The organism is Paenibacillus paeoniae (assembly GCF_003388735.1).
Lineage (GTDB): Bacteria > Bacillota > Bacilli > Paenibacillales > Paenibacillaceae > Pristimantibacillus > Pristimantibacillus paeoniae.
On record NZ_QUBQ01000008.1, the window covers coordinates 111,602 to 134,331 of the forward strand.

The window sequence follows — 22,730 nt, forward strand, 5'->3', positions numbered from 1 at the left end:
ATAGCTTACATGAACCTTAGACCAAAGCTGATGCTTGCCTTTATATCGCTCATTATTATTCCGATGATTGGTCTTGGCATTTTCTCTTTCGTAACTTCGGAGTCGCTGCTCGAGAAAAAGTACAGCGATCAATCGGAGATTACCCTGAGGGCGATCGGGGGCAACATATCGTACTTCTTCCGGGAGCTTGATCAGTTGTCCAATGGCAACGTGATCAGCTCGGAAGTGCAGGACCCTCTGAGGCTGAGCGAGCTTCCGATGGACGATCCCGGTACGCTTATCCGATTCACTCAGGCGGAAAAGGAGATGAGCCGGATTCTGTTCCAGCATCCGGCAGTGAGCTACGTTGTGCTCTATGCGAAGAATGGTATGATGTTCCGTTCCTATCGCAACGATCCAATGAGTTTCAAGCCGATTTCCTTCAACGAGCTGCAGCACCATTCGCTGTATGACGATGTCATTAAGCTTGGAGGCAAGCCGCTGTGGATCGGTCCGCATGAGCAGCGCGACTTGACCGGTGTCAATCCTCCGCTCTTCACGATGATGAGAGTCGTCAAAGACCTGGAATCGTTCAATGATTTGGGGATCATCGTCACCCAATTCAAGATGGAGGAAGTCATCAGCATGCTGAAGGCTTTCCAAAACCCGGATGCGGATTCACCAGGCGCCCGTTATTTCATTCTGAATAGCCGAGGACTTGTCATGCTGGACAGCAACAAGCGTTATGATGGGCACAGCATCGACAATTACACCAACTCCACACCGCAATCAACCGAAACGTATAAAAGCTCACGGATGAAATTCGACGGCGTAGACAGTCTGGTATCCTCCTATCAGCTCGACCGCAACGGGTGGGTTCTTCTTTCGGTTCAGCCGTGGAATTCTTTAACAAATGAAAATATCCGATTCGTGCAATGGATCGGCATGATTACTATACTAGGTCTGCTATCTGCCGTATTGTTTAACGTGTTTTTCGTAAACCGGGTGGCCAAATCAATTATTAAAGTCGTCCGCAAAATGAGACTGGTAGAGCAAGGCTTGCTGGATATCCGTGTATCCGCTCAAGGCAAGGACGAGACGGTGTTGCTCGCCAACAGCTTCAACAGCATGGTGGAGCGGATAGGAGATTTGCTCAGCGAAGTTAGAAGGGAACAGGAACGTAAGCAGCACGCGGAAATGATGCTGATGCAGGCGCAGATCAAGCCGCATTTTCTGTTCAATACATTGGAGTCGATCAACGCACTAGCCGCGCAGAACGAAGGCGGAAAAATTATGCTGATGGTCCGGCGTCTAAGCAATTTGCTCCGGACAAGCATGCATCACTCCGAGGAAATTGGTGTCATGCAAGAGGTGGAGCATGTCCGCAGCTATCTGGAAATTCAGAAATATCGATTCGAGGAACTATTCTCCTACCAGCTTAACGTACCGGAAGAAGCTTTTGAATTTTCGATATTGAAGCTGACGCTGCAGCCGCTTGTTGAGAACAGCATTCAGCATGGATTCGACGGCTATGAAGATGGACAAGGATTAATCACGATTGATGTGACGGTGGAGCTGCAGCACCTGATCATTATGGTTAGCGACAACGGCATCGGCATGAACCATGAGGTTCTCCACAAGCTGTCCGACGGCTACAGTCCATCCCGCAAATCGCATAATGAAGCGGAGATGGGCGAGCGAAGAGGGCTCGGTATCCGTAATGTCGCAGATCGGCTCCGCATACATTACGGAGCAGGCTACGGCATGATGATATGCAGCTCCGAAGGTTACGGAACGACGATCCGGTGCATCATTCCGAAGAGCAGAGGTGAGGGACAATGATAGGCAGAGTACTCCTGGTCGATGACGAAGCGCACATTACGCGAAATTTGGAGAAGGTTATACCTTGGGAGATGCTTGGTCTGACCGTGGCAGGCGTTGCAAAAAATGGCGTTGAGGCGTTGCAGCTAATCGAGCTGGAGTCGATCAATTTGCTCCTGTGCGATATTCGGATGCCCGTCATGGACGGTCTGGAGCTAGTGCGGCAAATCCGGGAACGGGAAATCCCTTGCGATATTATTATGTTGTCCGGTTATCAGGACTTTGCCTATACACGGGCTGCGATTCAGTACGGCGTAAACGATTATGTGCTGAAGCCCATTCCGTATGACGAATTGACAGGCGTGATCGCGCGCGTGATGTCCAATCAAAGGAACAAGCAAAAGCAGCTTTTTGAAGAGCAGCAGAAAATCGGTCGCATGATTGATCTTGCCAGCGAGAAGATTTTATATGATATTATAATGGACTATACCGATTTTTCTGGAAGTCATTGGTTATTCTCTGGCGATGAGCACCAGCTCCGATTGCAGCAATTTGTAATGATCGTGCTCGATCTGGATGTCAGCTCCGAGAAGACGAAGGATTGGCGCGATTGGTCGGATAAGGAACGCAAGCTGTGGAACTTTGCCGTCTGCAACGTCCTGCGGGAGAAGCTGCAGAGCAACGGGCTTCATCATGCCGTTATCCAGACGAGAGATGGCGAATGGTGTGTTCTGATTGAGACCGATAAAGCAATGGTGTTCGATTCGGCAGTGATCCGGGTATGGGCGGAGATGCTGCTTACTTCAGTGCGCAATCATATCAAGCTTTCGCTTAATGCTGGCATCTACCGGCAGTTTGCCCGTGTCGAGGAGCTGTCGGATGCTTTCAAGCTCGTACAGATGGGCATGCAGCTTACACCTGCCGCTAATACGATTATGTATTATCCATTGGAACAGGAGCGCGCAGCGGGAGCCGATCAAGCCTTCTGGGTGACGGCGGAGAAGCTGATCAGCGCCGTGAAGCGGGGAGACGCCGCATCAGTGGGCTCGGAGGCGGACAATATCTCGCAACAGCTGCAGCTGTTGAACGAGAACAACAGTGCTAGAGTCAAGCCGCTGCTACATTTCTTTGTCCTGCACTTGATGAGGGAAATGAAGGAGATGTCGGTCTTCTCCCGCGAGCAGGAGGAGCTGCTATGGCGCAGGTTGGATCTTCGGTTCGGAATTAAGGATCTGCTTACCTTTATCCAGCAGGTGACCAGTGCAGTATCCGAGCGCTCCATGGATAAGAAGAAGCAGTCCGAAAGCTCCATGTCGGAAGCCAAAATCTTTTTGGACCGAAACCTGTACCGGGATATTAGCGTAGAAGAAGCCGCGACCCATGTTGGTCTAAGCACGTCTTACTTCAGTCTGCTGTTCAAGCAGACCTATGGAGAGACCTTTATCGAATACGTGACCAGACAACGCATGGAGCGCGCCAAGGGCTTGCTCGCCGAATCTCAAAGGAGCGTTGCGCAAATTGCCAAGGAAGTGGGCTATGCGGAACGCCGGTACTTTACGAAAGTATTTATGAAGTATACGGGAGACAACCCGACTGACTATCGAAGCAAGTTTCAGTCGCAGGAGAAGGAATTTGAGATGGAAGTTGAGGAAGAAAGCAGTTAATAACGGATGGAACATGTAGGAGGATGACGGGAATGACACTTTATGGGGATTGGAAAAACTGGGATTTGAAACAAAAGATCGGGCAGCTGTTCGTATTCGGCTTTAACGGCTTCGAGCCTACGGAAGAGATCAAAGGATTGATCGAGTCTTACGGTATCGGCGGTACAATCTACTTCACGCGCAACGTGGAGAGCGCGCAGCAAGTACACGGTTTGTCCGTGAAGCTGCAGAAGATTGCCAAAGATGCAGGCAAACCTCCGATCTTCATTGCGATTGATCAAGAGGGCGGCATGGTAGCCCGTCTGGTCGACGGCGTAACGCTTATGCCGGGCAATATGGCGCTTGGCGCGACTGGACAATCCGAAGCGGCGGAAGAGACGGCCCGTATTTGCGGCGAAGAGCTCAGACTGCTCGGTATTACGATGAACTATGCGCCATGCATCGACGTAAACAACAATCCGGACAATCCGGTTATTAACGTTAGATCGTACAGCGACCGTTCCGATGTGGTCTCCAGACTCGGCGTTGCAGCGGTGCAAGGCTATCAATCCGCAGGCGTAGCCGCTACGGTGAAGCACTTCCCTGGCCATGGCGATACGTCTGTCGACTCGCACCATGCACTTCCAGTGCTGCCGCATAGCCGCGAGCGTCTGGATGCTATTGAGCTGTTGCCATTCAAGGCTGCAATTGAAGCGGGTACGGACTGCATCATGACTGCACATGTATGCTTGCCGGCACTTGAGCCGAGCGGCGTACCTTCTACGCTATCGGAGAACGTACTGACAGGCTTGCTCCGCAAGGAATTGGGCTATGATGGCGTAGTCGTAACCGACTGCCTGGAGATGAGCGCGATCGATGAGTTCTACGGACCGGCTCAAGGTTCAGTGAAGGCGATTAAAGCTGGCGCTGACATGGTGCTTGTCTCCCATAGAATCGAGAAGCAAGTTGCTGCACTAGAAGCGGTAGCAGCAGCAGTCGAGAGCGGTGAGCTTTCCATCGAGCGCATCGACGAAGCGGTTGGCCGCGTGCTGAAGCTGAAAGAGAAGCGCCAACTGGAGCAGCCGATCGAGGCTTGGGATAATGTGAAAGATTCAATCGGCACAGCTTCGAACAAGGCAGTCGCTTCCAAGTGGAGTGAAGCTTCTGTAACGCTGATTAAGAACGAGGGCGGATCGCTTCCGCTGAAGCGCGATGTTCAGACGTTGGTGCTGTGGCCAGACATTGTACCGGTATCGGTAGCCGACGAGATGTTGTCTGGCGATGGTACGCTTGGCGACTTCCTGAATCACTATGGCGCGAGTGTTGTGGAGCGCAAGATGAACAGCGAGGACGCTCTGCAAGGTCTGGATGGATTCGAACAGATCGTTGTCGTCACCTATGACGCTTCCAAGCATCCACTTGAGAAGGAAGTTGCCCGTGAAGCGGTCAAATTGGCCGGCGACCGTGTCGTTGCGGTATCGGTGCGCAACCCGCTAGATTTGTTGCTTTATCCGGAAGTGAAGAGCTATCTTGCGGTATACGAGTGTAGACCTCTTGCGCTGTCCTCCGCAGCGAAAGTATTGCTCGGAGACTTGAAACCGGCTGGCACTTTGCCGCTGGAAATTTCACCAGCTTATCCGTTCGGATGGAGCGCTCAGCTATAATCCATACATTTTAATAAGAAAGGACGGTATCCGGGAGTTGACCCTGGTACCGTCCTCAGAGTGTCGATAAAGTCATATGGACTTTTCGACACTTTATTTTTATGTAATAGAACTCCGCTTGCAAAGGAAAATCGATTTAAACCGCTCTGGGAACGAAGTGCTGAGAATTAATCTTTAATAACGAAGCTCTGATAACGAAACGTATAACAAACTTTTATTTCTCTCATTTGATAAAAAAATAGCTACTCACCAGACTTAAGGCGTTGAAACCGACATAGAGTGTCCTCAGAGCGCGCATCAAGGAGATTAAGGCGTTGAAACCGACTTAGAGAGTCCTCAGAGCGTGTATCAAGGAGATTAAGGCGTTGAAACCGACTTAGAGTGTCCTCAGAGCGTGTATCAAGGAGATTAAGGCGTTGAAACCGACTTAGAGTGTCCTCAGAGAGCGCATCAAGGAGATTAAGGCGTTGAAACCGACTTAGAGTGTCCTCAGAGCGCGTATCAAGGAGATTAAGGCGTTGAAACCGACTTAGAGAGTCCTCAGAGCGCGTAACAAGGAGATTAAGGCGTTGAAACCGATTAAAAAAGACACAACCAACCTCATAAAGATAGCACCATCTCAATCGACGCCAGTGACAGTTGCCTTCGACTAATCCACTTCCAGGTTATGTAAGGCCGCTGCTGGTATTCTCATGTTATTGTGTGTTGTGACTTTCTCAATAGGCTGAGGACGGTATCTGGGAGTTAATCCCGGTACCGTCCTTTTTGCTTTTGGTCGATTGCCGCCCGAAATTATGGTTACTTTTGTAAGGAGTCGAGGTGGTAATCATTGGAATCCTATGTTGTTCGGTTGTTTGATCATCCATAGCCGAAGACAAACGGAGTAAGTAAATGTTCTGGAGAAAAAACGTTCTCCAGGTCAAGTGGAGAAGAGGTTGGAAGTGTTCTGTCCTTCCATAGCCGAAGACAAACGGAGTAAGTAAATGTTCTGGAGAAGCGATAGCGTTCGCCTTTGTTTCCGGATTCCAGCCTAAATACAATCGTTCAGGGAATCTGGAAACAACAGCGATCGGAAGAATATTTACTTGCGTAGTTTGCGTCTTTAGCCATGGTCTATTTACTGCTCCATATAGCGAGCAACAGCTACCTCACAAAGTGATCATAGGTCAAATCATGCAGCATATACGCCAGGAAAAAGATGACACATGGATTCTCGTAGTGATGCTGGATATGGATAAGCTGCTGATAATATTTGTCGCCATAATGGGGATTATTGCGCATTTCCAGATTACTTTTGATCAACGCGTCAATCTTGTCTGCGATATCCACCAGCTCACCCTCATAGGTGTCATCCTTCGCATCGACGAGAAAGTCTGTCAGCTCCCCATGAAGGAATGACGGGAGCTGCCCCACCATCTCCCTTGCAACTTCCCGTTCATATTGCTCGAAAGCTTGCCGAATGGCGGGTGAAGATTTCTTGATCGGGGAAGCGACATCGCCGCTGACGCCCTCTACGACATCATGAAGAAGAGATTTGCCGAGCAGCCGATAGAGATCGATATCCCTGCGACCGAATCGCTCCGCTTCCAGCAATCCGTTGAAGAGCGACATCGCCGCTACCCGGAACGAATGAGTGGCATCATTATCGGGCACCAGATTGAAGCTGCCGCCCCAACGCTCAATAAGGTCAAGATTCAGAATATGATGCAGAAATTGCCGGATGCCTTCATCCTGCTCGGATTGCTCCAGCAGCCAAGGAATGGAACGGCATGGGGAGCGAAGCAGCTTCTCTCTCAGCTCCTCGTACTTCTCTTTGAACAGTGTGCTGGAATCACGCTCATACTCCCGCTTGCAGAAGAGCATGGCATCGAACGAGTCAATGTCGCGTACGAGCTGCCCGATGTAAGTATGATCCTCGGCATCTACGATGTAGTCATAGAAGTGGGGCTGAAGCGACTTGGACAGCCGGGACACGATATCCTTGCTCACTTCCGCCTCCAGCGTTTGAATGTGCTTGGCGACATGTCTGTCCTTCTTAGTGACGTATTTGATGGAGCCGGTCACCGTCTCGTTCAGATCATGAAGCAGCGCTCTTGCCACCAGTTGGAGCTTATTTACGGGATTGCTGAATAGCTGCTCCTCAGCTATGCCGACTACTATGGCGATGGAAGCGCAGCGGAAGCTGTGGCTGGCTGCATTGTCTTTGTAGCGAGGTGAAAACTCTTTCCATCGTGATACATATTGCATGCCTATTATGGCGCTTACGAATCGACTATTGTTCATGGCGCACCCCTCGCTTATCTTCGTTTGAAGTGTATGAACCTACGCTGTCTATGCTATTATAAAGCTTAAACATATAGAGAGACTAGAGAGAAGAACGAGGGATGGACGTTGCGAGAGATGGGACTTGCGTTTAACCGTTATTTTGAAAAGTGGATGTTTCTTATTATTCCGGGTTCACTTGTGCTTGGATTTTTATTTGCCGATATGCTGAGTCCGATGGTTCGGGCTGTGCCTTATTTATTTGCATTCGTTACGCTGACAATGGCGCTTGGCTGCGGCCTGGGCGAGCTTGGCGGCGTGCTGAAAAAGCCAGGAATTATGGGACTGACACTAGTTCTTGCACATGTAGTCTCGCCCTTGGCAGCCTATCTGGGCGGATCGGCCCTGTTTGGCCCTGAGTCGCCTTATGTGGTCGGACTTGTATTGTTCACCATTATTCCGCTTGGCGTCTCGACCGTGTTATGGGTAAGTATGTCTGGCGGCAGCGTGCCGTTGGTGCTTGCACTTGTTGTACTGGATTCGCTGCTCAGTCCGCTTGTTGTGCCTGCTGCGATTCATTTCTTCTTCGGAACTTCGACGCAGATAGATGTTGGTCCCCTAATGCTGGACTTAGTCGTCTTGATCGTAGTGCCGACGATTATCGGCGTTGCTTTGAATGAGTGGTCCAAAGGAAGAATTCAGCAGCAAACGAAACCTTATACGGCGCCAATCTCAAAGCTATGCTTTGTAGGTGTCGTCTCATTGAATGCGGCAGCGATCTCGCCGTATGTCGATCAGTTGAAGCAGGATATGCTGGTGCTGGTGCCGACTGTTATCGCATTAGTTGGGTTATGCTATGCTGTTGGCTTCATAGGCACGGCGTTCCTTCGCAACAGCAAGCTGCAAATTACCGTCTCGTATGCGACGGGAATGCGCAATATTTCGCTTGGCATTGTGCTGGCACTTGGTTATTTCAGCCCGCTCGCTGCGGTTCCCGTCGTTTTGTCCATTCTTGTGCAACAGCCTCTTGCGACGGTCCACCATTATGTTTTACAAAAACTTAATAAAGATAAGACTGGCATAAGCGATCGTGCGCATGTAGGATAAACGATGGATAGAGCAATGTAAAGGAGCATAACGGGATGAACAGCTTTCGTACGAGATTAACGTTTATCATGATATCGATGATTGCTATATCCGTCTTCGCGGCGGGCATGCTCATGATGAAGACGTTTAAAGAGAATCATATTAATGCGCTTGAAGATAATATGGTTCGGCAAATGAAGGTCATCGCAGCGAAGATGGACTGGCATAAGGGCGATGATCTGGGAGCTATGACATCGTATTATACAAAAGAAGCGAAGGAACTGAAGACGTATACGGATGCAAGGGTCACATTCATCCGCAGTGACGGCGTTGTCGTCGGCGATTCGGATTATGATGCCACGAAGATGGACAACCATCTGGATCGCGAAGAGGTGCAGAACGCTTTTAAGAAGGGAATAGGCCGTGCAGTCCGTCCCAGCGAAACGATGCGTCAGAATATGATTTATGTCGCCATTCCTGTTGAAATCAATAAAGGCCAGGAACCCTACGTTCTGCGGCTGGCTATGAGCTTGCAGGAAGTCGATCAAAGCATTGGAAGATTGACGATGGTGCTTATCGGCGGTCTGCTTATCTTGTTCGTCGTCGCGGCATTGATCAGCTATCGGATCGCGCAGAGCCTTACAGGACCGCTGGAACAAATCACCAAAGTAGCGAAGCGGATTAAAAATATGGATTACCGAGCGCGGGTGAAGGTCAGGAAGCAGGATGAGATTGGCGAGCTTGGCACAGCCATTAACGCGATGGCAGACAGCTTGCAAGTGCAGATGACTCGTATCAAGCAGAATGAAAGCCAATTGGAGAGCGTCCTGGCGAATATGATTAACGGGGTCGTCATGATCGATTCGAAGGGTCAAATTCTGCTCATGAACCGCAGGGCAGAGGAAGTGCTCGGCTTCTCCGCCAGGGAGCTGGTGGGCAGACACTTTACAGAAGCGAAGCAACAGTACGAATTGGCACAGATTATCCAGGAGGCGCTGGATACGCGCAGACATCTGCGTGAGGAGATCACCTTTTACTTCCCGGAGGAGAGACTGCTGGAGCTCAATCTGGTTCCGATCAGCCAGAGCGGTCCAGGCGAATTCGGCGGCGTCCTGCTCGTCCTGCAGGACGTATCGGCGATTCGCAGGCTGGAGCGGATGAGAAGCGAGTTTGTCGCTAACGTGTCTCATGAGCTGAAGACGCCAATTGCGGCGGTGAAGGGCTTTGCGGAGACGCTGCTAGGCGGCGCGGTGAAGGATGAGGAGACGGCGAAGTCCTTCCTGCAAATCATATTCGACGAGAGCGAGCGGCTTAACCGATTGATCGGGGACATCCTAGAGCTGTCGAAGATTGAATCACGACGTGTTCCGCTTTATTTCTCTCCGGTTGAGATGGAGAGTTTCGTCAGCAATACGTTCACCCTGCTGGAGCCGGAAGCGCGGCGCAAGCAAATTCAACTGAGCCATAGTATTGAAACAGGTCTATATGTCGAAGCGGACGAGGATCGCCTTCGTCAAATCATGATGAACCTGCTCTCCAATGGCATCAACTACACACCGGAAGGCGGGCGAGTGAGCGTCTCCGTACATGCGTCGGACCAGGATCATATTCGTATTCAAATTACGGATACCGGAATCGGCATTCCGAAGAAGGATTTGCCGCGGATATTCGAGCGCTTCTACCGTGTCGACAAAGCGAGGTCGCGCAGCTCAGGCGGCACCGGTCTTGGCTTGTCCATCGTGAAGCATCTTGTCGAGCTGCACAAAGGAACATTATCCGTAACAAGCACAGTTGGCGTAGGGACTACGTTCACGATAGAATTGCCAGTGATTCAATAAAAAGGTTTACCTATTCTTCATGAAACCATGGTAAACTAAGGATGATTCATCTTGAAGCGAGGAAGACGGGCTCGGCGCCCGATTCCCAAGGTTGGAGGTCAATATGTCGCATAAAGTGCTAGTAATTGAAGACGAACCGACGCTCGCAAGGCTGTTGTCGTACAACTTGACGCAAGAGGGGTACGAGACGACCGTTATTGACCATGGCGGCGAGGGCTTGCAGACGGCGCTGCAGCGGAGCTTCGATCTTATTATTCTTGATATTATGCTGCCAGGCTTGAATGGATTCGAAGTGCTTAACCGACTTCGCCAGAATGGTGTACGCACGCCTGTTATTATTCTGACCGCTCGGAATGCGGAAGAAGAGGTCGTACAGGGGTTGAAGCATGGGGCAGATGACTATATTACGAAGCCGTTCGGTGTAGCGGAGCTGCTTGCGCGCGTATCGGCCGTATTGAGACGTACGCAGCAGGATGACGCACCGCTGGTAGCGACGAACGAGAAAGTGATTACGGTTGGCGAATTGTCGATCTATCCGGAGAAGTACGAGGTCGTCGTAGGCGGTGAGCCGATACCGCTAAGACCCAAGGAATTCGAAGTGCTGCTTTATCTGGTGCAGCGCCCGGGGATGGTCATTACCCGTGACGACTTGATGAATGTCGTCTGGGGCTTTGATTACATCGGCGGACAGCGCACGGTTGACGTTCATGTCAGCTCACTGCGCAAGAAGCTGGAGCTCGGACAACAGTCTGTGCAGATCGAATCGATACGTGGCGTAGGCTATAAGCTGGTTATGCCGAAAAAGCTCGCAACCCCTAAAGGATAGGGATGCGAGCTTTTTTTGTGCGGAGACGACAGGGGGTTTAAGGCCGCTGCCAGGCGAGCATCTTCCGCTGGAATTGCTTCGGCGAGCAATCGTTGTATTTCTTGAACATCTTATAGAAATGCGCCATGTTCGGCATGCCGATCTTCTCTCCGACTTCGGAGATGCTGAGATCCTTGGTCAGCAATATGCGCTCTGCCCATTTCACTTTGCGATAATTGACGTATTCGGTGAAGGAGAGGCCGATCGTTTTTTTGAAATATTTCACGAAATAGTAATAGCTCATGTTCGCGATTTTGCACACTTCCTCGACCTGTATCCGATCGTTAAGATGGTTCTCCACATAATCAAGCACAGGTTTCAACCGAATCTTCTCAAAATTATCTTGCTCGACCAACATTTTGCGTGTATCGCCTCTTAGCAGCAACAGAAGGATCTGCTTGATCAGGATGCTGACGGCAAGCTCATATCCCGTGTCCTTGCGAGACACTTCCTTTAGAATGCCTTCCACACAAGCGGCCGTCTGCGTCTTGATCTCTTCATTTTCCCGAAAAATATAATTGGCTTTGCTGAGCGGAGTATGTGTCTCCGAGAAATATCTCATGTATGGAATGGAGCTATGATCAAAAAACTGCTCCAGATCGAATTGGAGTACAATGTAATCCAGCACTTTGCTGCTGCGGTCGCGGTGAAGCTCGGAGTCGCCAATAATGATCACTTCTCCGGGACCCAGATGGTAGCTGTCCTCTTCTAAGTAGACGTCGAGATGGCCCTCCATAATGAGCAGTAGTTCGAGCTGCTTATGGTAATGCCAATTCGTAAAGCCCCCTTCATCTCTCAATGTACGGAAAGTGCGAATCGACAGCAGCGGATTCTCGTATACGACTTTTTCGTTGATTGCCTCCATCTAATCGGGTACCCCCTAACGTTCTGATCTGCGAATAATTTGATTAATCACTTCAGAGAATACAAGTCCGATCGCAATTGCGCCGGATATCATAAAGGCCTTCACCGCTAGCTGCACAGCCGTATCGTATTGATCCTCGACGACATTGCGCATGGCGTCATAAGCGAGTCCGCCGGGAACGAGCGGAATAATGCCGGATACGCTGAAGAGAATGATCGGCGTCTTATTCAGCTTCGAGAACCACTGGCTGAGTACGGTCACAAGAAAAGCGGCAATTAGCGTAGCGGGTATCGCATCCAGATTCAGCTCGATTCCGACGATATAGACGATCCACCCGGCCATGCCCACAGCCCCGCAATGCGGCAGTAATCGCCTTGGCACATTGAATACAAAACCGAATGCAGCCGAAGCGATAAAGCTTGTTATGATTTGGGCAACGATGTACATGAGCTCCTAGCTCCCTTGAGAAATTCTAGATTAATTAAAGGTTAAGACGGTAGCAATTCCGGCTCCAATCGCAAACGCCGTCAGGAACGCTTCTGCGCCTTCGATAAGCCGGATACGAGGTGGCCCGCCATCAGATCGCGGACGGCATTCGTAATATGCAAACCCGGAACGAGCGGCATAACCGAGCCAATGATGATCTTGTCCAAATCTGCTCCCAGTCCGAAATGGACGACGAGGGAAGCCGATGCGCCGATCATGATTGCAGTCAAGAACTCGGCGAAAAATTTAATCGGAACGAAATGATGAATGATCAGAAAAAATAAGTACCCTAGCCCCCCAATTAGCGCTACAGGCAGGAAGTCATACCAACTGCCTTGGAACATAATCAGGAAGCAGCCGCTCGCAATCGATGCAGCAATGACTTTGTATACGTTCCGATAGGCATGCGGTGTCCGGTCAAGATCCTCAAGCAGGCGGAAGGCCTCTTCGACAGGCAGGTTGCCGCCGCTGATGCGTCTGGAGATATCGTTCACCATCGATACTTTCAGCAGGTTGTTGTTCCGCTCCGAGATGCGATAGAGCCTTGTCACATTCGAAGCGCCGTCAACGGCGAAGATAAGTCCTGTAGGCGTCACAAAGCTATGCGAGCTTTCGACGCCGTAGGCTGCGGCGATCCGCACCATCGTATCTTCCACACGATATGTCTCTCCGCCGTTCTGCAGGATGATTTTTCCGGCAAGCAGGCAGGTTTGGGTGATGAGATTGATTTGGGACTGGGATAGTCCCGCGTTTAAGCTATCGTTCTCGATAGGAATCGGATGATCCGACATGATTATCAGTCCTCTAATTGGTGTTCATGTTCGCCGAAGCGATCACTTGGAGGTCCGTGCATGGAATTCCGCACGGATGCGAGCGAGCAGCTCAGGGTTGGCCGCTACGTCGTATGCGGTACCTGCAAGCATTTTCGCTCCGAAAATCATTCCGTCCAGCGCCCGTTCGGTCATCGCTGCATCACGGAACGCCTCGGTATGAAGCATGTATCGCTCATCCACTACTTTCACGTAGGGATGAATAGCCGGACAGCGGACCGAGACGTTGCCCAGATCCAAAGAACCGTTGTCCTTGCCGGATTCGATCTCTTCCGGCCTAATGCCAGCTTCCATCAAATTGGCGTTGAACTGGCTTGATAAGGTCTCATTCGTGAGCAGCTCGTCATAAGAGAACTCATAGTTGCTTACCTTAAGCGTAGCGCCTGTCGCCAGTGCTGCGCCTTCTGCAATTCGCAGAACCTTGGCCCTCAGTTCGTTCGTATACGAGCGGGTCGCGGAGCGTACATAGAACTTGGCAGAGGCGTAGTCTGGAATAATATTAGGCGCCTTGCCTCCATTGTCGATAATGCCGTGGATCCGTGCATCACTTCGGGTCTGCTGGCGAATTGCATTGACATTGTGGAACAGCGACAGGACCGCATCCAGCGCATTGACGCCTTCATGCGGGCTGGCTGCGGCATGTGCCGCAACGCCTGTATATTCGAATTGAATCGCATCCAGTGCCAGCGATTCGCCAGAACGCTCGTATGAATGGTACGGATGGGCCATCAAGGCGATATCGCAGTCGTCGAACAGTCCGGCTTCCGCCATAGGTACTTTGGCGCCTTTGGTCTCTTCTGCCGGCGTGCCGTATACGCGAATTTTCCCGCCTAGCTCCATAATGACGGACTTCAGGCCAACTGCTGCAATCATACTCATGGAACAAATGAGATGATGTCCGCAGGCATGCCCAATTTCCGGCAAGGCGTCGTATTCGCACAGGAAGGCAATGGTCGGTCCTTCTTTGCCAGAGTCGTATTCTCCGATAAAGGCGGTTGGAATGCCAAGCGTTCCACGCTCGACTTTAAAGCCTTGCCGCTCCAGCTCTTCGCTTAATAAGCCGGAAGCGAATACTTCCTCATGCCCAAGCTCTGGTCTATTACCAATCGCTCGGGATATAGCGCGGAACGTATCCGCGTGCTGCTCTATCGTTTCCATTACGGTTTGTTTGGTTGTCATTCTGTATTCCTCCAATTGTAGCGTCTTTCCTTGAAGCTTTTTCCTCGATACCTAGTTTATCATACTGCCTGCGGATTCGATATGTTGCAGTTATTTCGGAAAAGTTAGACATTTAACATTGCGTTAACATCTCGCTAAAACCGGGATGATGCTAAGGTCCTATAGTGTAGTCAGAGAAGATAGGATAAGGAGAGTGCATCCATGACCATCGAATTACTGGAGAAACGTGCCCAGCAGGCCGGCGTCAAAACGGACGAGCCCAAGAAACCATCTGCCCCTATCGATAAATCGGATGATCTAACGTTCAATCAAGGCGGATGCAACGCAGTAACACCTGTATCAGAGGTTGCCCAAACGGCAATGCCTGCCGTCCTGTTGGAGTCCTTCCTTCAGGATGCGCCGGTTGTGGACGAGGAGCATACATGCAGAGGGGTCATGTCCATCTTCAAGGAGCATGCAGCTTCGGAGTGTGTCGTGATATGTGACAAGGCTGGGAACGTCAAAGGACTGATGATGAGGAATCATTTCTTTCTGAAGCTGGGCAGTCGGTACAGTGCGGATTTGTTTTACGAAAAATCGATTGTTGTCCTGATGGATTCCGCTCCGCTTATGGTGGAGTTGAACAGTGCGCCGCAGCATATTATTGATCGGGCGTTAAGCCGGGATGAGCGGGTGTTGTATGATTGCGTCATCCTATCGAGAAACGGTCGTTTCGCCGGCATTGTAACGGTCAGTCGTTTATTGGCATTATCCAGAACATTGCAGGAGCAGTCGATACAAAGTCAGCTGCGGACAATCGAATCGGTTGATCAGCGGATGAAGGACATTCAGTCAGCAATCCAAAGTGTGAGGCAATCGACGACGCAGGGGGAATCGTTGTCAGCGGATATGGTGGACTTGACGTTAAGCGGCAAAACAGCACTGGATGGCGTAACCCATACATTCGGAAGCATGGTAGCTACATCGCGGTTGCAGGAGAAGAAGATGTCGGAGCTGCAGGCGGAGGCAGGCTCGATTAGCAAAGTTTCAGGATGGATAAAGGAATTGGCAGATCAGAGCAATCTCCTGGCGCTTAATGCATCGATTGAAGCGGCAAGAGCCGGCGAGCATGGCCGGGGATTTGCGGTTGTAGCTGGAGAAGTCATGAATCTGGCGAGTCAGACCAAAAAATCAGCACTTGAAATTACGAAGCTGACCAAAACGATCCTGGATGCGATCGGTCATACAGCAGACTTGGCCGAGGCGGGACGGAATGAGACGGTTGCAAGCGAGCTGCAAGTGAAAGAAGCGGAAGACGCATTCGGCTCCTTGTTCCAGGTTGCGGCGACGAATCGGGATAGCGCGAAGAAGATTGAATACTTGACCGATCAGGCCTACCAACAAGCGGCACAAGCCTCGGAAGAGCTTGATCAACTGCGCAAGTCTACATTTAACACTACGTTTACATAAAAGAAACATGCGATTTACATTGCGAAAGTATGATAGAAAGCGAACTAGAATCGCTTTATACGCTTAATGGCTGTTTATGATAAAGCTTGCTTGCACCTCAGAATGCAAGCTGCATTCGCAAATGCTCCCGGCATCGTGCGAATGGACCTGAAGGGGGATTAGGGCTTGAAAACATTAATCAACATCAATCGTCTCAACTTATACTATACCCAGTTCCATGCACTCAAAGACGTCTCGCTTACGATTCCCGAAAAGGCGATTACGGCCTTTATCGGACCGTCCGGCTGCGGAAAGTCGACACTGCTTCGTACGCTGAACCGGATGAACGATATGATTCCGGGCACGCGAATTGAAGGTGAGCTGCTCATCAATGGAGAGGACATCTATTCTTCCGAGGTGGAAGTGGAGACGTTGAGAAGAAAGATCGGCATGGTGTTTCAGCAGCCTAATCCGTTTCCGAAATCGATCTATGACAACGTCGCTTACGGCCCGCGACTTCACGGAACAACTAACAAAAGGGAACTTGATGAGATTGTAGAGTCAAGCTTGAAATCAGCCGTATTATGGAACGAGGTCAAGGACAACTTGAAGCGGTCCGCGCTCGGTCTATCGGGCGGACAACAACAGCGCTTATGTATTGCGCGTGCGATTGCGGTCAATCCGGATATACTTCTCATGGATGAAGCGACTTCTGCGCTGGACCCGATCTCGACACTGAAGATCGAGGAGCTGGCGCAAGAGCTCAAAGATAAATATACGATCGTGATGGTGACGCACAATATGCACCAGGCAGCAAGGGTATCGCATCAGACCGTGTTTTTCTTGAATGGCGAGGTCGTGGAATATGCGGAGACCGAGAAGCTGTTCTCCAACCCGACAGACCAACGTACGGAAGACTACATTACGGGACGGTTCGGCTAAGCGAAAGACCATCACTGGGAGATAGGGGAGGCATGCACGATTATGATGACGATGAGAAAAGAGTTTGATCAGGGACTGGAGAAGCTTCATCAACTAATTATTGAGATGGGAAGCTTCGTAGAGAGTGCTCTTGCCGATTCAATGAGTGCGCTGAAAACGATTGATGTGGCGCGCGCGAAGGAGATTATTGCGAACGATCCGACCCTGAATCAAATGGAAGAACAAATAACGGAAATCGGCTCCAAGCTTATCGCCACCCAGCAGCCGGTAGCCAAAGACCTGCGCCGGATTCTTGCCGCATTCAGAATTGCAAGCGATCTGGAGCGAATGGGCGATTTGGCCGTCGATGTTGCTAAAGTCGTGCTACGTCTGGAAGGACAAGAGCTGATCAAACCATTGATCGATTTGCCTCGTATGGCCGAGATCGTGCAGTTAATGACTTATGAATCCATTCAGTCTTTCATTCAAGAGAATGTGGACCTGGCCTACAAGATGTCTAAGGACGATGATCAGGTTGATGCCTTGTATGGACAAATTACTCGCGAACTGTACTCGCTCATGATGGAAAATCCGCGCAATATTACGCAGTCCTCGCTGCTCAGCTTTGTCGGTCGTTATCTGGAGCGATTCGGAGATCATGCGACGAACATTGGCGAAAGCGTCGTTTACCTGGTGACAGGATCACGCCCGGATTTGAACGTATAATAAAGACAAGAACTAAGGAGCCTTCCATCCCATTGTATACGTGGGATGGAAGGCTTATTTTTATCCCACGTATATTTCGATGGTTAGTAAATAGTAATGAAGATCTGAAATTATGATAAAGCTTCCTGAAGAGCATGTGGAATAAAAAAGTTGTCGTTACTGGAATGCTGCCGAGAAATGCGAGGCATACGTGTGCACACCTGCTTGGAATGTCACTTTGTACGTTCCGTGCGGCAGGTTATGCAGCACGGCATGGGTGCCGTACATTTGATGATACAAAATAGTTCCATTAGATTCCTGAATGGTCAGCGCCCAGGATGCAGGTACAGCGGCTTCCGGGAAAGGATAACTTGCGGTTCCTTCCGCGCTGACGACAAGCGTGCCGGAACCAGTCACGAGTTCATAAAAGCCATAAGCCGGAGGCGGCAATGGAATACGAGCAGCAGAAGCGCTGAGAGCAGGGAGCAGCGCCATTAATATCGCGGACAAGACCATAACCGATATCGCTTTTTTTCTTAACATAGCAGCACATCCTTTCCTTGAATAGAAAGTTTGGGATTCATGGAAACCGCTTACAAAGACTCGGAGAACTTATTGATAGCTAAGGTGAAAAGAGAACTATCCTAAAAACATAAATGAAGACGATTCGATGTTATTGGAACACTGCCGAGAAATAGGAGCAGTACGTATGAACGTTGCCTGCCTGGAAGCTGATTTTGTATGTTCCGTATGGAAGGTTGTTCAGAACGGCGTAAGAGCCTTGACTTTGGCTATAAAGCACATCTCCGTTAGGGGCTTGAATGATTAACGTCCACCAAGCCGGTACACCGCCAACCTCCGGATTCGGATGGCTTGCCTCTCCTGCCACGCCGACTACGAGCGTGCCGGAACCGGTAACCAGTTCATAGAAACCATAGGCAGGAGGCGTCAGCGGGTAACGCGTGCCCGCATTGACTTGCAGCACAGGGAGCAGCGCCATCAATATAGTAGTAAAGATCATGACGGTGATTGCTTTTTTCCTCAACAACATAATACAACTCCTTTGCTTAATAGATGTAAATTTGCGACATGCAAGCCTCTCTATGCACAACCTCCCCCTTTTCAGAGAATAAATCGCTCACATAGGACCATTTTAAGTAAATTAGAACAAATTGTAAATATAGTATATGTAATCAATAAATGTTTCTAATTTCTATCGAAGATAGATTGCGTAAGTGTCATGCAAAATGATCTCGATTATGATGCTGGTTGAGGTGACAGCAAACGCATGATGGCAACGATCAGTTCCTGATCCCAGTAGTGCCTGGACCAGCTCGCAATCAATTTCCATGCTGGGACATCGCCCCATAACGGTAATACGGCGAAACGGCCGTCGCGGGGGATAAGACATTCGGGCAACAGAGTGAGCGTATCGGCATCGGCAAGATGATTGAGGACAAGCTCGACGGAGCCATAGGAAACACCGGTATGGAAATAGTGGTTTTCGCTTTGACTCCATTTTGCAATGCATTGCTGTACCGAGACGTCTCCCAGTTCGACCGTTTCTGCCGCATCGCTCAGCATGTCCGAAGACAAGGCACCGCCTTCTGCCGACGCCAGTAAAGGATGAACGCTCGCACCAACGAGCTTCAAGGCTCCACTGTTTATCACTTGGTGGTGATAATTTCCGCTTTCGCCGTGGATACGGTCTTCCCCGCATAAAACAAGATCCACAGTTCCTTGCTCCAGCTTATCGAACAGCTCCTCGCGCTCATGGACGACTACGGAAATGTTGGCGAGTCCGCGCAGCGACTGAAGCTGTCGCAAAGCCGAGGAATAAGTCATATACGCAGCGGCGCTATTGCTGCAGCCAATGACAAAGCGTTTGCGCTTGCTATCATGCATGTCGGACAGGCGCGTCATGGCTTCATCGTACAAAGCTGTAATTTGAAGTGCGTAATTCAGCAGCATCTTGCCGCTTGGAGTCAACAGCACTTTGCCAGTACGCGATTCGAATAGCTTGACGCCCCATTCCTCCTCCATTTTCTTCATATGAAAGCTGATGGTGGGCTGCTTGAGCTCCAGCGCATTCGCCACAGCAGTGATCTGTTTGTAGCGATCTATGTAGACAATTAACTTCATTTTTAACAAACTCATAAGCCGCCTCCAAAATCATAGGTATTATCAATATTATAAGCGAAATTATAGATTCATTCTATAATATTTAATTGTTAATTTTACAAACAGAAAACATTAGGATAATGCCATCGCTCTACAATAAGTCTTGTAAACAAAACCAAACAGGTAGTGAGAGGGGAAACTAGGAAATGAAGAAGACGGTCACGTTGATTATGGCAATTGTATTAACGTTCACACTGGCAGCATGCGGAAAAAACACTAACAATGGAGGGAATGCAAGCACGCCTCCAGCGACAAATAGCGCATCTACAGAGCCAACTACAGAGCCTACTCCTGAACCAAAGAAATTGGAAGGTTCGATTCTAGCTACAGGTTCTTCGGCACTTCAGCCTTTGGTTGACCAAGCATCGAAAGCATTCATGGATGCAAACAGCGGCGTAACGATTCAAGTACAAGGCGGCGGCAGCGGTACTGGCCTGACGCAAGTTTCCGAAGGACAATCGGACATCGGCAACTCCGACGTTTACGCTGAAGAGAAGCTTGACGCTGACAAAGCTGGCGAGCTGGTTGACCATCAAGTAGCTGTTGTAGCTATGGCGGCTGTTGTAAACCCTAAAGTGAACGTGGATACACTGACAAAACAACAATTGATTGATATCTTCACTGGCAAAGTGACGAACTGGAAAGATCTTGGCGGCGACGATCAAAAAATCGTCATCATTAACCGTCCATCCAGCTCCGGTACTCGCGCTACTTTTGAAAAATATGCACTTGGCACGAAAACAGACGATCTGCAAGGTTCCATCCAAGAGGATTCCTCCGGTACAGTTCGTAAAATTATCGGCGAAACACCAGGCGCTATCGGATATCTTGCCCTGTCTTACCTTGATGATTCCGTTAAGACGCTTGCTTACGACGGCGTAGCGGCTAACGAAGAGAACGTAGCAAACGGCACGTATCCGGTATGGGCTTACGAGCACATGTACACGAAAGGCGAGCCTAACGAAGTGGCTAAAGCTTTCCTGGACTACATGATGACTGACGAAGTTCAAGACGGCGCAGTGGTAGAGCTTGGCTACATTCCTGCGAAAAAAATGCAAATTACTCGCGATATTGAAGGCAATATCACAAAAAAATAAGATAGCTTCCCATTCCTAAGCACGAAAGAGGCGGACAACCGATCTGCCTCTTTCAAGCTCTGTAGAGGAGATTCATATGGCCCAAACTACCGATAAAAAAATATCAGCCAACAATCATTTTGCAGAAGAATGGGTCGGCCGCATCTATTCGACTCTATGCGTATTGGTGCTCGTAACGACGATTGTCGCGATGGTTTATTTTGTAGCATCCAGAGGTCTCAGCACCTTTTTTAAAAATGATGTAAACGTGCTCGACCTGCTTACTGGGCTAAAGTGGAGTCCGGAGGGTCAACCGCCTCTCTTTGGCGCCTTGCCGTTCATATTCGGCTCATTCAGTACATCGATGCTTGCCGCGCTGATCGCAGCGCCGCTCAGCTTCTGTGCAGCCGTATTCATGATTGAAATTACACCTAGATTCGGGCGCAAATATTTGCAGCCCGTCATTGAATTGCTTGCGGGCATTCCTTCCGTCGTATATGGATTTATCGGACTTAGCGTAATCGTACCTTTCTTCAGGGACGTCTTCCCGGGCCAGGGTGTCGGCATTGCCGCAGGTGCTCTTGTCTTATCGATTATGATCTTACCAACGATGACTACAGTTGCTACGGATGCCCTTGCGTCACTGCCTTCCGGACTCAAGGAAGGATCATATGCGCTTGGCGCTACCCGTTGGCAAACGATATATCGGGTTGTACTGCCGACGACGCTGCCTTCACTGATGACCGGTGTTGTGCTTGGTCTCGCCAGAGCGTTCGGAGAGGCGCTGGCTGTCCAGATGGTTATCGGCAACGCACCGTTCGTTCCGCGCGGCTTGTTCGAATCCGCTTCGACACTGACAAGCGCCATTACGCTCAGCATGGGTAATACCGTCAGCGGTTCGGCCCATAACAATGCTCTTTGGTCCTTGGCGCTCATCTTGATGGTCATGACCTTTATCTTCGTCTTTATCGTACGCTGGCTGGAAAAGAGGTCGAAATTATGATGAAACCCAAAACAGTAGACAAGATCGCGACAGCTGTCATTATCGGTGTAGCGGGTTTAATCGTGCTTGTACTGGCCGGCTTGCTGGGCTTTATTCTAGTGCGCGGCCTTGGGCACTTGAGTTTTGACTTTCTTACTTCGCCGCCAGAGTCGATCCGTGCGGGCGGAGGCATCGGTCCCCAGTTGTTCAACTCGCTGTTCCTTCTCGTTCTGACGATGATTATTACGGTTCCGCTTGGCATTGGCGCAGGCATCTACATGAGTGAATACGCCAAGGCGAACAAGATTACAGACTTCATTAGACTTGTGGTGGAAGTATTGTCTTCCTTCCCTTCGATCGTCGTTGGTTTGTTCGGACTATTATTGCTCGTCAATTATTTTGGACTTGGCTTCTCGCTATTCGCTGGCGCCCTGGCGCTTACGATCTTCAATCTTCCTCTCATGGTACGTATTACCGAGCAAGGACTGAAGAGCGTACCGCGTGAGCAGAAGGAGGCGGCCCTGGCGCTTGGCTTGACCAAGTGGAAAACCATTACGTCCATTATGCTGCCAATCGCACTGCCGATTATCGTATCGGGAACGATCCTTGCAGCTGGACGCGTATTCGGCGAAGCGGCTGCGCTGCTTTTCACGGCAGGTATGAGCTCTCCGAGACTCAACTTCTCGGACTGGAACCCGCTTAGCCCGGTTTCTCCGCTCAACCCGTTCCGTCCTGCTGAGACGCTCGCCGTTCATATTTGGAAGATTAATTCCGAAGGACTTGCTCCCGATGCAGCGGAGATTGCTGCAGGGGCATCCGCCGTGCTTGTTATTACCGTGCTTCTGTTCAACCTTCTGGCAAGGTGGCTTGGCAGATTCATGCACCGCAAGTTTACCGCTATGAAATAGGAGGCATCTAG

At 50.0% G+C, this 22,730-nt stretch carries 19 protein-coding genes and 1 pseudogene; 12 read left to right on the forward strand and 8 right to left on the reverse strand.

Going from position 1 to position 22,730, the window contains the following annotated elements; genetic code table 11:
• Positions 1 to 9: 9 nt before the first annotated feature.
• From DX130_RS24875 to DX130_RS24885, 3 genes are read left to right on the forward strand one after another with little or no spacing between them, the layout of a single operon-like run.
• Positions 10 to 1,821, forward strand: coding sequence for a cache domain-containing sensor histidine kinase (locus DX130_RS24875; protein WP_116049977.1), 1,812 nt, complete (start codon positions 10 to 12; stop codon positions 1,819 to 1,821).
• Positions 1,818 to 3,464, forward strand: a complete 1,647-nt coding sequence (locus DX130_RS24880; RefSeq protein WP_116049979.1) for a response regulator transcription factor — start codon at positions 1,818 to 1,820, stop codon at positions 3,462 to 3,464. The genes DX130_RS24875 and DX130_RS24880 overlap by 4 nt, the downstream gene beginning before the upstream one ends.
• Before the next feature lie 32 nt (positions 3,465 to 3,496).
• Positions 3,497 to 5,107 carry a glycoside hydrolase family 3 protein gene (locus DX130_RS24885; RefSeq protein WP_116049981.1) on the forward strand — a complete coding sequence of 537 codons (1,611 nt, stop codon included), beginning with the start codon at positions 3,497 to 3,499 and terminating at the stop codon, positions 5,105 to 5,107.
• A gap of 1,143 nt (positions 5,108 to 6,250) precedes the next feature.
• Here DX130_RS24885 and DX130_RS24890 read toward each other — a convergent pair.
• Positions 6,251 to 7,390 (reverse strand): YfbR-like 5'-deoxynucleotidase, encoded by a 1,140-nt coding sequence (locus DX130_RS24890; RefSeq protein ID WP_116049982.1) that lies wholly within the window; start codon positions 7,388 to 7,390, stop codon positions 6,251 to 6,253.
• A 117-nt stretch (positions 7,391 to 7,507) separates the two neighbouring features.
• Here DX130_RS24890 and DX130_RS24895 point away from each other — a divergent pair, with 117 nt between their 5' ends.
• From DX130_RS24895 to DX130_RS24905, 3 genes are all read left to right on the forward strand, one after another.
• Positions 7,508 to 8,476: a bile acid:sodium symporter family protein gene (locus tag DX130_RS24895; RefSeq protein ID WP_338068661.1), complete on the forward strand. Its 969-nt coding sequence runs from the start codon at positions 7,508 to 7,510 to the stop codon at positions 8,474 to 8,476.
• 35 nt (positions 8,477 to 8,511) lie between these two features.
• Entirely contained in the window at positions 8,512 to 10,293 is a 1,782-nt protein-coding gene (gene pnpS / locus DX130_RS24900; protein ID WP_116049985.1) for a two-component system histidine kinase PnpS, read from the forward strand.
• A 103-nt stretch (positions 10,294 to 10,396) separates the two neighbouring features.
• Entirely contained in the window at positions 10,397 to 11,119 is a 723-nt protein-coding gene (locus DX130_RS24905) for a response regulator transcription factor (RefSeq protein ID WP_116049987.1), read from the forward strand.
• Positions 11,120 to 11,156: 37 nt separating this feature from the next.
• Here the strand turns inward: DX130_RS24905 and DX130_RS24910 are convergent, their stop codons facing one another.
• From DX130_RS24910 to DX130_RS24925, 4 genes and pseudogenes are all read right to left on the reverse strand, one after another.
• Positions 11,157 to 12,023 carry a helix-turn-helix domain-containing protein gene (locus DX130_RS24910; protein ID WP_116049988.1) on the reverse strand — a complete coding sequence of 289 codons (867 nt, stop codon included), beginning with the start codon at positions 12,021 to 12,023 and terminating at the stop codon, positions 11,157 to 11,159.
• 15 nt (positions 12,024 to 12,038) lie between these two features.
• Complete coding sequence (locus tag DX130_RS24915; protein ID WP_116049990.1) at positions 12,039 to 12,470, reverse strand: threonine/serine exporter family protein; 432 nt, start codon at positions 12,468 to 12,470, stop codon at positions 12,039 to 12,041.
• A gap of 30 nt (positions 12,471 to 12,500) precedes the next feature.
• A pseudogene (locus DX130_RS24920) lies at positions 12,501 to 13,300 on the reverse strand (threonine/serine exporter family protein).
• Positions 13,301 to 13,342: 42 nt separating this feature from the next.
• Entirely contained in the window at positions 13,343 to 14,518 is a 1,176-nt protein-coding gene (locus DX130_RS24925; protein ID WP_116049992.1) for a M20 family metallopeptidase, read from the reverse strand.
• A 201-nt stretch (positions 14,519 to 14,719) separates the two neighbouring features.
• Between DX130_RS24925 and DX130_RS24930 the strand changes: the two genes are divergently transcribed.
• The 3 genes from DX130_RS24930 to phoU all read left to right on the forward strand — a co-directional run bounded on the left by DX130_RS24930 (position 14,720) and on the right by phoU (position 17,593).
• Positions 14,720 to 15,967 (forward strand): methyl-accepting chemotaxis protein, encoded by a 1,248-nt coding sequence (locus DX130_RS24930; RefSeq protein WP_116049993.1) that lies wholly within the window; start codon positions 14,720 to 14,722, stop codon positions 15,965 to 15,967.
• A gap of 165 nt (positions 15,968 to 16,132) precedes the next feature.
• Positions 16,133 to 16,888, forward strand: coding sequence for a phosphate ABC transporter ATP-binding protein PstB (pstB, locus tag DX130_RS24935; RefSeq protein ID WP_116049995.1), 756 nt, complete (start codon positions 16,133 to 16,135; stop codon positions 16,886 to 16,888).
• A gap of 45 nt (positions 16,889 to 16,933) precedes the next feature.
• A complete protein-coding gene (gene phoU, locus DX130_RS24940) occupies positions 16,934 to 17,593 on the forward strand; it encodes a phosphate signaling complex protein PhoU (RefSeq protein WP_116050046.1) in 660 nt (219 codons plus the stop codon).
• A gap of 156 nt (positions 17,594 to 17,749) precedes the next feature.
• Here the strand turns inward: phoU and DX130_RS24945 are convergent, their stop codons facing one another.
• The 3 genes from DX130_RS24945 to DX130_RS24955 all read right to left on the reverse strand — a co-directional run bounded on the left by DX130_RS24945 (position 17,750) and on the right by DX130_RS24955 (position 19,729).
• Positions 17,750 to 18,115 (reverse strand): hypothetical protein, encoded by a 366-nt coding sequence (locus DX130_RS24945; RefSeq protein WP_116049997.1) that lies wholly within the window; start codon positions 18,113 to 18,115, stop codon positions 17,750 to 17,752.
• 130 nt (positions 18,116 to 18,245) lie between these two features.
• Positions 18,246 to 18,623 (reverse strand): hypothetical protein, encoded by a 378-nt coding sequence (locus tag DX130_RS24950; RefSeq protein ID WP_116049998.1) that lies wholly within the window; start codon positions 18,621 to 18,623, stop codon positions 18,246 to 18,248.
• A 206-nt stretch (positions 18,624 to 18,829) separates the two neighbouring features.
• On the reverse strand, positions 18,830 to 19,729 hold the full coding sequence (locus DX130_RS24955) for a LysR family transcriptional regulator (RefSeq protein ID WP_116050000.1): 900 nt from the start codon (positions 19,727 to 19,729) through the stop codon (positions 18,830 to 18,832).
• Positions 19,730 to 19,899: 170 nt separating this feature from the next.
• On the opposite strand from DX130_RS24955, the gene DX130_RS24960 reads away from it, so the two are divergent.
• The 3 genes from DX130_RS24960 to pstA all read left to right on the forward strand — a co-directional run bounded on the left by DX130_RS24960 (position 19,900) and on the right by pstA (position 22,719).
• The gene (locus DX130_RS24960; RefSeq protein ID WP_116050001.1) at positions 19,900 to 20,850 is read left to right on the forward strand and encodes a phosphate ABC transporter substrate-binding protein; all 951 of its coding nucleotides are present in this window, start codon (positions 19,900 to 19,902) and stop codon (positions 20,848 to 20,850) included.
• Between the two features lie 76 nt (positions 20,851 to 20,926).
• On the forward strand, positions 20,927 to 21,832 hold the full coding sequence (gene pstC / locus DX130_RS24965; RefSeq protein ID WP_116050003.1) for a phosphate ABC transporter permease subunit PstC: 906 nt from the start codon (positions 20,927 to 20,929) through the stop codon (positions 21,830 to 21,832).
• On the forward strand, positions 21,832 to 22,719 hold the full coding sequence (gene pstA / locus DX130_RS24970; RefSeq protein WP_116050047.1) for a phosphate ABC transporter permease PstA: 888 nt from the start codon (positions 21,832 to 21,834) through the stop codon (positions 22,717 to 22,719). The genes pstC and pstA overlap by 1 nt, the downstream gene beginning before the upstream one ends.
• Positions 22,720 to 22,730 lie beyond the last annotated feature (11 nt).

Excerpts from the sequence above, each read along its gene's own strand:
- DX130_RS24875 (WP_116049977.1), top strand. The coding sequence starts at position 10 with ATGAACCTTAGACCAAAGCTGATGCTTGCCTTTATATCGCTCATTATT.
- DX130_RS24880 (WP_116049979.1), top strand. The coding sequence starts at position 1,818 with ATGATAGGCAGAGTACTCCTGGTCGATGACGAAGCGCACATTACGCGA.
- DX130_RS24885 (WP_116049981.1), top strand. The coding sequence starts at position 3,497 with ATGACACTTTATGGGGATTGGAAAAACTGGGATTTGAAACAAAAGATC.
- DX130_RS24890 (WP_116049982.1), bottom strand. The coding sequence starts at position 7,390 with ATGAACAATAGTCGATTCGTAAGCGCCATAATAGGCATGCAATATGTA.
- DX130_RS24895 (WP_338068661.1), top strand. The coding sequence starts at position 7,508 with ATGGGACTTGCGTTTAACCGTTATTTTGAAAAGTGGATGTTTCTTATT.
- pnpS (WP_116049985.1), top strand. The coding sequence starts at position 8,512 with ATGAACAGCTTTCGTACGAGATTAACGTTTATCATGATATCGATGATT.
- DX130_RS24905 (WP_116049987.1), top strand. The coding sequence starts at position 10,397 with ATGTCGCATAAAGTGCTAGTAATTGAAGACGAACCGACGCTCGCAAGG.
- DX130_RS24910 (WP_116049988.1), bottom strand. The coding sequence starts at position 12,023 with ATGGAGGCAATCAACGAAAAAGTCGTATACGAGAATCCGCTGCTGTCG.
- DX130_RS24915 (WP_116049990.1), bottom strand. The coding sequence starts at position 12,470 with ATGTACATCGTTGCCCAAATCATAACAAGCTTTATCGCTTCGGCTGCA.
- DX130_RS24925 (WP_116049992.1), bottom strand. The coding sequence starts at position 14,518 with ATGACAACCAAACAAACCGTAATGGAAACGATAGAGCAGCACGCGGAT.
- DX130_RS24930 (WP_116049993.1), top strand. The coding sequence starts at position 14,720 with ATGACCATCGAATTACTGGAGAAACGTGCCCAGCAGGCCGGCGTCAAA.
- phoU (WP_116050046.1), top strand. The coding sequence starts at position 16,934 with ATGACGATGAGAAAAGAGTTTGATCAGGGACTGGAGAAGCTTCATCAA.
- DX130_RS24945 (WP_116049997.1), bottom strand. The coding sequence starts at position 18,115 with ATGTTAAGAAAAAAAGCGATATCGGTTATGGTCTTGTCCGCGATATTA.
- DX130_RS24950 (WP_116049998.1), bottom strand. The coding sequence starts at position 18,623 with ATGTTGTTGAGGAAAAAAGCAATCACCGTCATGATCTTTACTACTATA.
- DX130_RS24955 (WP_116050000.1), bottom strand. The coding sequence starts at position 19,729 with ATGAGTTTGTTAAAAATGAAGTTAATTGTCTACATAGATCGCTACAAA.
- DX130_RS24960 (WP_116050001.1), top strand. The coding sequence starts at position 19,900 with ATGAAGAAGACGGTCACGTTGATTATGGCAATTGTATTAACGTTCACA.
- pstC (WP_116050003.1), top strand. The coding sequence starts at position 20,927 with ATGGCCCAAACTACCGATAAAAAAATATCAGCCAACAATCATTTTGCA.
- pstA (WP_116050047.1), top strand. The coding sequence starts at position 21,832 with ATGAAACCCAAAACAGTAGACAAGATCGCGACAGCTGTCATTATCGGT.